This window comes from Pseudoalteromonas sp. J010, from assembly GCF_003934235.1.
In the GTDB taxonomy this organism is placed as follows: Bacteria; Pseudomonadota; Gammaproteobacteria; order Enterobacterales; family Alteromonadaceae; genus Pseudoalteromonas; species Pseudoalteromonas peptidolytica.
The window spans coordinates 1-1,097 of sequence record NZ_RDBW01000076.1 but is presented as its reverse complement, the minus strand read 5'-3'; the positions used below and the strand labels follow the sequence as shown (position 1 = coordinate 1,097).

Genomic DNA, 1,097 nt, shown 5'->3' with positions numbered 1-1,097 from the left:
TAGCAATACACTGTAAAAAAGGTCGCGAAAGCGGCCTTTTTTAATGCCTATAGGAAATCAAAGGTAATACGTATATAGGCATGAGAGTGGCACGCTGACAATACTTAATAGGTTTAGTTGCCATAATCGAAGCATCAGCTTTGGGTTGTAGCAATACACAGTAAAAAGGTCGCTCTTAGTATCCTGCCTTTTTAATGCCTATAGAAAATCCAAGATGCTACGTACATAGACATGAGGGTGGCACATCTACAGTACATGATAGGTGCTATTGTCTACTGTAATGTTTGGAAACTAGTAGCTAGAACCGATATCAGGTGAACTAAACTTTATAACTCTGCTAACGACTTATCAGCGGATAAAGTGAAAAAATGCTTATAAGCAATAATAATGACTTCCTTTTAGCCCTTTTTTGTATATTAAAGTGTCAAAAATAGACGTTTCGCTTTATTTTTGCTCGAACAAATGTTTTTTCGCAATTTTCTTTAAAAAAAGGGTTGCACTTAAATCGGATCTCCCTATAATGCGCATCCACCGACACGGGGAGCAGCGCTGAAAAGCAACGAGCCAACGAGTCGGGAGTCAAATAAAACTTGAGTTTGAATGCTTCGAAAGAAAATCAAAATTAAGTGTTGACAACAAATGGGAAATGCTTAGAATGCACAACCCTCAGCGCTAACGGCGCAGYGATGATGAGTCATCGCACCGGGTAACCGGAATGTTCTTTAACAATATGAAGCAATCATCTGTGTGGGCACTCGTACAGATTGAGTTCTAACAGCAGAGTCTAGTTCGCTAGGTGATGCAAGCAAATTTAGAGTCTCAATTGAACTGAGTGACCAACAGAATAAACATAGTTTATTCAGCACAGTCAATTCGATACCGAAAGGTATCAAAATCAGAATTCAATGAGCATGAAACTTAGGTTTCAAAAAAACTTTTAATTGAAGAGTTTGATCATGGCTCAGATTGAACGCTGGCGGCAGGCCTAACACATGCAAGTCGAGCGGTAACATTTCTAGCTTGCTAGAAGATGACGAGCGGCGGACGGGTGGGTAACATTTCTAGCTTGCTAGAAGATGACGAGCGGCGGACGGGTG

At 40.5% G+C, this 1,097-nt stretch carries 1 rRNA gene; it reads left to right on the top strand.

Annotation, left to right across the window (positions count from 1 at the left end):
- Positions 1-938 precede the first annotated feature (938 nt).
- A 16S ribosomal RNA gene (locus tag EAG18_RS22470) occupies positions 939-1,097 on the top strand; the annotation flags it as partial.